We start from the raw sequence: 8,194 nt of genomic DNA on the forward strand, positions 1-8,194 counted from the left end.
CACTCGGCCACCGCCGCCCGGACCACGGAGAAGCAGTCGTTGGCCAGGCGTTTGACCTCGGGGTCGGAGGCGCCGATCTCCAGGGCCATCTTGGCGGCGAAGCAGGCCGCCCCCGCCCGGTCGGAGGCGGGGGGTACGTCGGCGGCGAGGGGCACCCCGTGGACGGCGCGGAGCAAGTACGCGTGCAGTCGCTCCAGGGCGCCCTCGTCCGGTCCGTCGAGCATCTTCCGCGGACCCTGCGCCAGCCGACCGAAGTAGCCGGACATCGCTTCCAGCAGCACGCCGTGCTTGCCGTCGAACGCGCCGTAGAGGCTGCCGCGTCCCAGGCCGGTGGCGGCGCTGATGTCGTCGACGCTCGTGCCGTTGTAGCCGGAGGTGCGGAACTGACGCTCGGCGGCATGCAGGACGTGGTCGCGGTCGAAGCTTCGTGGTCTCGCCATGCGCCGAAGGTAAAGCCGGCCCTCCGTATTTGACAACCCAGTACAGAACTGCCTAGGTTTCCGACTGTCCAGTACACAACCATCCTGAGCTCACCGGACCGGCTTGGTCCGGGCGGGCAGGACCGTGACGCCGCGAAGGCGGCTTGGAGGTTGGCTTCATGACGTTCGGGGCGTGGCGCGCAGCTCGGCGCAAGAACGAGCCAGCCGGTGAAGGCTGCTTCAGAACCGATACTTCGGAGGACCTCGTGACCGCGGTCAGTGCGGACAACACCGCACCGGAAGGCGCGATATCCCGTGATTGCTGCTGACGAGACGTTCGACGGCACGTGGCCGTATCCCGCCCGCTTCAACGAGGCTGCCGGCTTCCGCCAGCACTATGTCGACGAGGGCCCATCACGGCCCGATCAGACGATCGTCATGCTGCATGGCGAGCCCACGTGGGGCTACGAGTGGCGCCACCTGATCGGGCCACTGTCGCGTCACCATCGCGTGGTCGTTCCCGACCACATGGGCTTCGGCAAGAGCGAGACACCGCAGGATCGCACGTACGACGCGAGCGAACACATCCTGAATCTCGAATCGTTGCTCGTCGACACGCTCGACCTGACGGACATCACCCTGGTGCTCCGTGACTGGGGCGGCCCCATCGGCACCGGGTTCGCGCTGCGTCACCCCGACCGGATCTCCCGGATCTTCGCCACGAACACCGTGCTGCCGCTCGCAGACGACATCGCCCCTCTCATGAAGGCCAACGGCGTCGAGAGCCGGTGGTTCCAGTGGGCCCACTCGGCGCTCTCGGACGGTTCGTTCGAGCAGATCCTGGGCAACGCGGGTCACACCATCGCCCACCTGATGATCGACCTGCAGCATGTCGCCCGGCCCGAGATCGCCACGCCGACCTGGATCCGCGCCTACTCCAGCCCCTTCCCGACCCCGGCGGAGTGCCGCGGTGTCATCGCCTTCCCCCGGCAGGTCCTGGAGGGCCCCCAGGGTCCCCCGCCCGGGCCGCCGCCCATGGAAGCCGTCGCCGCGCTGCGCGCCGTGCCGGCGATGCTGGCGGTCGGGATGCGGGACACCGCACTGCTGCCCCAGTACGTGATCCCGGCGTTCCGGCTCAGCTACCCCGACGCACCCGTGGTCGAGATTCCGGGCGCCGGCCACTTCCCGACCGAGGACGCTCCCGAGACGCTGCTGGCACTCCTTGAGCTGTTCCTGCAGACATCCGCGCGCACCTGAAGGCCGAACGGCTCTGCGGGTGTATGGGTGGTCGGCAACGCCACCGATCTGGTCGACCAGACCGGGGCCTCCGCAGCGGCCGGCGCCGACATCAACAAGATGCTGGTCCTCGCGGACACCGACGCGGTCCTCCAGAAGACCGCCGAAGCAAGCCCCGAAGCGGCCACACGATGATCTCGAAGCCCTGAGCTCCCAGCCCGCCACCCACTCGCCTCACCTTCACCGGCGAGGAAACCGGCCGGTTTTCCCGTCTGATAACCGATCAGTTTCCAGACGGTTTCAGCCATGCCAAGCAAGCAAGCAGCAGGAGCTTCCCGCCGAGGCAACGCCCCACTCCTCGACGCCCTCGCCCGCCTCGACGACTCCACATCCTGAGCTTCCTGAACGGCCGCCCCCACCGCCCCCCACCAGATGGAGAACACGACCATGTCGGAGCGCAATCCCATGGACAAGAACACGACATCGCGACCGCGGGCCCTGGTGGTCGGCCTCGGGATCAGCGGGACCGCCTCCGCGCTGCGACTGCATCGCGCGGGCTGGGACGTGGTGGTGCTGGAGAAGGCCCCCGAGCGGCGCCGCGGCGGATACTTCATCGCCGTGTTCGGGACCGGGCTCGCCGCCGCCGAACGGCTGGGCTTCGCCGATGCGGTGCCGGATCGCCTCGCTCCGGATGGCGTGAACTACGACGTCGTCCGTACGGGCCGGCGCCGCCTCGGTGTGAGCTACGCCGATGTGTTCCCCGGGTCTCGACTGGTGGTGCGGGGCGACGTCGAAGAAGCGGCCTTCACCGCCCTGCCCGACGAGGTCGAGATCCGGTACTCGACCGTGCCGATCGCGCTGGACCAGAACCCCGACGGGGTGGACGTCGAGATCCGCGACCTGACGACGGAGACGACGACCGTCGAACGGTTCGACCTGGTGGTCGGGGCAGACGGACTGCGCTCGACGGTGCGCCGGCTTGCGTTCGAGCCCGAGCAGAGCCCGATCCGTCGGCTGAACTACATGATCGCCGTGTACAGCCTGCCCGAGCCGATACCCGGCTACCGCGCACAGGACGGGCTGACCATGGCCGAGGCGGGCCGATCGGTGTGGGTGTTCCCGTTCGCCAACCGTCCGCCGTCGGTGCTGTTCTCCTACCGCACCGACGACGTGGACGCCGAGTTCACCCGGCCGGCCATCGACTCGCTGCGCGCCGCCTACGGTCCCGAGCCCACCGGCTCCACGCTCGGTTGGCTGCTCGACCAGTTCGAGAAGGCCCCGGACCACCTGTTCGACTCCGCCGAGCAGGTGCACCTCGACCACTGGCACCGCGGCCGAGTCGTGCTCGTCGGCGACGCCGCGTGGTGCCTGACCGTTTACTCCGCCATGGGGGCATCCACCGGCCTGGCCGGGGCGGACCTGCTCGGCACCATGCTGGAACGCCACCCCCACGACGTGCCACGAGCGCTGCAGGACTGGGAGGACCACCTGCGCCCGTTCATCGCCCACCACCTCGGCAACGCTGTGAGCATGCGCGCTTTCCTCACCCCGGGCAACCGCGCCGAGTTGCTGCTTCGGTCCGTGATGATCCGCGTCTCCCGGCTGCCGATCGCCGGCCGGCTGCTCGCCAAGGTGATGGCCAACAGGGCGCGGATGAAAAGTCTGGATATCGCCGCCGCTGCAGCGTGAGTGGAGTCCCTCGAATACGAGCGGGAGAACGAGGTCGTCCGGGCCCGCAACTCGCCGCTTACTTGCTACTTGGTCCGGGCTTGCCGGACCGCGACGCCGCGAAGGCGGCTTGGGGGTTGAACTCATGACACAGATGACCCAGCGACCGCCCTTTGGTGAGGACTCCCCGGCCAGGGGGTCCCAGGCGAGCGACCGCGTCCGGCATCGGACGGTGCAGGCAGGCGGACTGGAGGTGCCGATCCTTGAGGCCGGCAGCGGGCCGCTCGTGGTGTGCCTCCACGGGTTTCCCGACCATGCCGCCAGCTGGGCAGGGGTCCTCGACCGCCTTGCGCAGGAAGGGTACTGGGCGGTCGCGCCCGCACAGCGCGGATACTGGCCCGGCGGCGCGGCCCCCGACGGCTCCTACCGCGTTGCCTCGACCGGCCAGGACGTCCTGACCCTGATCGAGGCGCTCGGGCGCGAGCAGGCGGATCTCATCGGCCACGACTTCGGAGCCGCGGCGGCGTACGGGGCTGCGAGCCTCGACGCGAGGCGTGTCCGCAAGCTTGTCACCATGGCGGCTCCCCATGGCCGTCAACTGATGAACGCATTGGTCACCGACGGTGACCAGCAGCGACGCAGCTGGTACATGTTCTTCTTCCAGACAGCCTTGGCGGAGGCGGCCGTCGCGCACGACGGCTTCGCCTTCATCGACCGGCTCTGGCGGGAATGGTCACCCGGCTACGAGCTGCCGGACGCGGAGCGTGCCGCGCTCAAGGGAACCCTGGGTGCTCCAGGAGTCCTGACCGAGGTCCTGGGCTACTACCGCCAGCTGTTCACGCCCCCCGCGGACGAGGCGACCCAGTCCCTGCAAGCCCGGGCCTTCGGCGCCATCACCGTCCCGTCGCTCTACCTCCACGGCGCCGATGACAACTGCTTTGCCGTGGAGTTGAGCGACGGCATGGACGACCTGTTCACGAACGGCTTCGAACGCATCGTCATACCCGGCGCGGGGCACTTCCCGCACGTCGAACAGCCCAAGGCGGTCGCCGATCGCATCCTGGGCTTCCTGAACAGCTGACCCTCCTCCGACCGCCCAGGTCGGGGCCTCCGCAGCGGGCGGCGCACTGGTCGGCGCCGACATCAACAAGATGCTGGTCCTCGCGGACACCGACGCGGTCCTCCAGAAGACCGCCGAAGCAAGCCCCGAAGCGGCCACAGGATGATCTCGAAGCCCTGAACTCCCAGCCCGCCACCCACTCGCCTCACCTTCACCGGCGAGGAAACCCATCAGATTCCAGACGGCTTTCAGTCATGCCCAGCGAGCAGGCAGCAGGAGCGTCGCGCCGAGCTCAATGCCACACTCCTCGACTTCCTCGCCCGTCTGGCCGACTTCACATCTTCGGCTTCCTGAACGGCCGACTCACCCCAACCAGATGGAGGACACAACAGTGTCGGAGCGCAATCCCATTCTGATCACCGGCGCCGGCGGTCACGTCGGTGGCGTGAGCAGGGTGATGATCGACATGCTGCTCGAACAGGGCCACCCGGTGCGCGCGTTCGTGCGACGGGACGACGAACGCGCGCAGTCGCTGCGCGAGGCCGGGGCCGAGGTCTTCGTCGGTGACCTGTTCAAACTCGCGGACGTGGCCGCCGCGCTGAAGGGTGTCAAGCGCATCTACTTCAGCATGACCCCGCAGCCGTACTACGTCGATGCCCTCACCCTGATGGCCACGGCGGCGCGAGCCCAGGGCGACATCGAGGCCTTCGTGCACATGTCCAACCACGAGCAGTCGTACATGACGTTCGAGAAGATGACCGCACCGGATGAGGAGCGGCGTTCCTGGCTCGGCGGACTGGTCACGGACTGGTCACCGCAGCAGCGGGCGCACTGGGTCTGCGAGCGGGTGCTGGAGTGGTCCGGCCTCCCGACCATCAACGTGCGTGCGACCCTGTTCGCCGAGAACCCCCATCTGACCTGGATGCTGGCGGGCCCGCTGAGCAACGGTGAACTGCGCCTGCCCTTCGGCAACCAGCGGCTCGCGCCCATCGCCGTGCACGACGTGGCAGAGGTGTGCGTGAAGGTGCTGGTCGACCCCGCACCGCACATCTCGAAGTCCTACGCGCTCACCGGCCCGGAGCTGAAGGACATGTACGGGTTCGCTGAGGACTACGCAGCCGTGCTGGGACGCCAGGTCGTCTACATCCCTGAGGAATTGGAGGCCTGGCAAGATGCCTTCCTCGACGAGACCGCACTGCAGAAGGACCTGGGCGACCCGGGTACGGCCCGGCACGTGGCGGCGCACCTGAGGATCCAGACCAGTCTGATCGCCAGCGGGCGGTACGACGAAGTCTCCGACCAACTGGAAACCCTGCTCGGGCGCGCACCGCGGACCCTGCGGTGGGTGCTGCAGAACAACACTCGCCTGCGCGAACTGGTGGGTGCCCCGAGCCAGTGAGCGCTCCGGATCCACACCGGAGTCCTCAGCCTGCGGTGCCGCTCTCAGGCGTCGGGGCGGGCGAACAAGGGCCACTGTTGACGAGCGGCGAACCAGGTGACAAATAAACCCTGAGTAACTTTCGGAGCCGGATCTTCCTCGTCGGACTCGTCGTGGCCCTCGTCCTCGCGGGGATCGGGCCAGCGGCCGAACGGGCCGATTTGGCCAGGGCGTTCGGCTCCGAGTGCCCCGCGGCCCTTCGCACGGTGCGACACCAAGGGGATCACGCGTGCTCCCCTTGGTGTCGGGTGTGCGCGAGCAGCGCGGCCACGACGTCGTTCGCCTGGTCCTCGGTCTGTTCCACGACGGTGCCCACCGCGTCGGTGGTGCTGCTTCCGGGCCCGGTGAGCTCCACGCGGGTCGGCCGGCGCAGGGCGATGATCTCGGGCCCGGCCGCGGCGCCGGTCTCCTCGGCTTCGGCGAGCGCGCGACAGACGGCGGAGGCGACCGAGGGGTGCTGTCCGACGTTCTTACCGGTCTTGAGGGTCAGTTTCTTCGCGATCTCGGGGACGGGGACGCCTTTGTCCTTCATTGCGCGGGCGACAGTGACCAGCCGGCGGGGGTGACCACGCGGTACTCGTCGTCGGCGACCGACGCGGACGCCAGGTCGTGCCACTGCTCGTGCGGATCGGGATCGTCGCCGTCGTACTCAACGACCAGGCAGAGGCCCGCCGTGAACTCGCCGAGCCGACCCGCCGTTCGACGGGGCCGGTGACGATCGCCGCGTTCTCCTCGGGCATCTGCTCGTCCCGGCCCTCGCCGCCCTCGCCCGCTTACACCGGAAAGCTCGTCGACTGGGCGAAACAGCACTTCAACCTGACCGTCAAGCCGGTCAGCCGCCCCAAGGACGCCTCTGGCTTCGTCATGCTGCCCCGCCGCCGGGGCGTCGACAGGTCGTCGCGTGGACGATGCACGCACGCCGCCATGCCCGGGACTAAGAACGGCTCATCCAGTACTGAGACCTTGATCACCTGGGCTGTCATCACCCTCATGACCAGGCGTCTCGCACGGAAGGCGGCCACCCCCAGCTGGCCAAGGAAACCCACATCGGCCGCTAGTGCCTGACAGGCGTGGTCACCGTTCCCCGGTCAAGCGGATCCCCGCAGCCCGTGCTCCATCTGCTCTCTAGGCGGAGGCGGCAGCCACGAAGAACGGAATGGCGATGAGGAAGCGGCCGGCCTCGGCGCGTCGGCGCTGTTCGGCGACCCACTCATCGGCCTGGCCACGGCCGACCGCACCGCTCGTGCAGGCCCCCTCGGAGAGCATGGTGGCCAACGACAGCATCGCACGATCGGTGAACACGCTCGTGTGCACCTCGACGGTGACGTCGTTGAAGCCGCCGTCCAGGAGCAGGTTGCGGTACTGGCGGCCGGCGCGGGGCGTGCCCAGGAGGTCGGCACGGGCGTGCACGATCGTGCGGGTGAGCGCCGCGTCATCAGAGTCGACCATGATGGCGTCCCAGTCCTGCCCGACCAGGACGATCCTGCCGCCCGGGCAGAGGACGCGCCGCGCTTCCGCCACCGCGCGCCACGGCTCCTGAAGAAATTGGAAGACCTTGTCGGCACGGTAGCCGCGCACGCTTCCGTCGGCGAACGGTAGATCCTCCGCCCCCGCCTCCCAGAACTCGGCCTCCGGCCACCGCTCCCGGGCCGCGGCCAGAATCCACGGATCGGGATCCACCCCCACCGCGTGGACGCCACGCTCGGCCAACTCGGCGACGGCCCGCCCGGCACCGCAGCCGATGTCCACGACAGACGAGCCTGGGACAAGAGACAACAGTTCATAGGAGCGGGCCCGCAGCAGGCTTGCGCTCGGCATCTGGTCCATCGCGTCGAGCAGGGCCAGCATGGCCTCGGTGTCTCGGTGCTTTTCCACAGCTTCCTGGTTCTTGGACATGGACGCCAGGCTCCGACTTGATGTCAACATGAAGTCGAGCGGAGACAACGGCGCGAGCGCGATGAGCATCGGCGCTTTCGCGGCACGGTTGGGTCTCGCACGCACGTCCTGCGGTAGTGGGAGTCGATGGGCCTGCTGCACCCCGTACGGGACGCAGGGTGACGCCGCCGCTACGGCGCGGACGGCGCCGTGCCCTTGTCAGTGGTGGTGCGGGCGAGGCAGCAGGGCGAACGCGCTCTCAGCTATCGAGGTCAGGCGCTCGGGGCTGTGGCCGTACGCTCCCACGACATCGCTGCCGCGGATGACGGTCAGCAGCAGGTAGGCGAGGTCGTCGGGGTCCGCGTCGGGGTCGATGTCGCCGTTGCGCTGCGCCGCTCGCACGCACTCGGCCACCGCCGCCCGGACCACGGAGAAGCAGTCGTTGGCCAGGCGTTTGACCTCGGGGTCGGAGGCGCCGATCTCCAGGGCCATCTTGGC

8 protein-coding genes and 2 pseudogenes are annotated in these 8,194 nt (G+C 68.8%); 6 read left to right on the forward strand and 4 right to left on the reverse strand.

The features are described 5' to 3' along the window. On the reverse strand, nt 1-440 hold a 440-nt coding region (locus ABZ646_RS34130; protein WP_360527681.1), incomplete at its 3' end, for a TetR/AcrR family transcriptional regulator. 294 nt (nt 441-734) lie between these two features. Here ABZ646_RS34130 and ABZ646_RS34135 point away from each other — a divergent pair. The 5 genes from ABZ646_RS34135 to ABZ646_RS34155 all read left to right on the forward strand — a co-directional run bounded on the left by ABZ646_RS34135 (nt 735) and on the right by ABZ646_RS34155 (nt 5,782). Then, nucleotides 735-1,676 (forward strand): alpha/beta fold hydrolase, encoded by a 942-nt coding sequence (locus ABZ646_RS34135; RefSeq protein WP_319337559.1) that lies wholly within the window; start codon nt 735-737, stop codon nt 1,674-1,676. A 27-nt stretch (nt 1,677-1,703) separates the two neighbouring features. Then, nucleotides 1,704-1,850: a hypothetical protein gene (locus ABZ646_RS34140; RefSeq protein ID WP_319337563.1), complete on the forward strand. Its 147-nt coding sequence runs from the start codon at nt 1,704-1,706 to the stop codon at nt 1,848-1,850. A gap of 252 nt (nt 1,851-2,102) precedes the next feature. Beyond that, on the forward strand, nt 2,103-3,344 hold the full coding sequence (locus ABZ646_RS34145; RefSeq protein WP_319337565.1) for an FAD-dependent monooxygenase: 1,242 nt from the start codon (nt 2,103-2,105) through the stop codon (nt 3,342-3,344). Nucleotides 3,345-3,468: 124 nt separating this feature from the next. Continuing rightward, nucleotides 3,469-4,404, forward strand: coding sequence for an alpha/beta hydrolase (locus tag ABZ646_RS34150; RefSeq protein ID WP_360527687.1), 936 nt, complete (start codon nt 3,469-3,471; stop codon nt 4,402-4,404). Nucleotides 4,405-4,759: 355 nt separating this feature from the next. Continuing rightward, the gene (locus tag ABZ646_RS34155; protein WP_319337570.1) at nt 4,760-5,782 is read left to right on the forward strand and encodes an NAD(P)H-binding protein; all 1,023 of its coding nucleotides are present in this window, start codon (nt 4,760-4,762) and stop codon (nt 5,780-5,782) included. Nucleotides 5,783-6,044: 262 nt separating this feature from the next. On the opposite strand, the gene ABZ646_RS34160 is transcribed toward ABZ646_RS34155, so the two are convergent. Beyond that, a complete protein-coding gene (locus ABZ646_RS34160) occupies nt 6,045-6,353 on the reverse strand; it encodes a hypothetical protein (RefSeq protein ID WP_319337573.1) in 309 nt (102 codons plus the stop codon). 239 nt (nt 6,354-6,592) lie between these two features. Between ABZ646_RS34160 and ABZ646_RS34165 the strand changes: the two are divergent. Beyond that, nucleotides 6,593-6,832 (forward strand): annotated as a pseudogene (locus ABZ646_RS34165) (IS5/IS1182 family transposase); the annotation flags it as partial. A 114-nt stretch (nt 6,833-6,946) separates the two neighbouring features. Here ABZ646_RS34165 and ABZ646_RS34170 read toward each other — a convergent pair. Both ABZ646_RS34170 and ABZ646_RS34175 read right to left on the reverse strand, forming a co-directional pair. Then, complete coding sequence (locus ABZ646_RS34170; protein WP_360527691.1) at nt 6,947-7,717, reverse strand: methyltransferase domain-containing protein; 771 nt, start codon at nt 7,715-7,717, stop codon at nt 6,947-6,949. Nucleotides 7,718-7,915: 198 nt separating this feature from the next. After that, a pseudogene (locus tag ABZ646_RS34175) lies at nt 7,916-8,194 on the reverse strand (TetR/AcrR family transcriptional regulator); the annotation flags it as partial.

The sequence above is a fragment of the Streptomyces sp. NPDC007162 genome (assembly GCF_040634175.1).
Classification (GTDB): domain Bacteria; phylum Actinomycetota; class Actinomycetes; order Streptomycetales; family Streptomycetaceae; genus Streptomyces.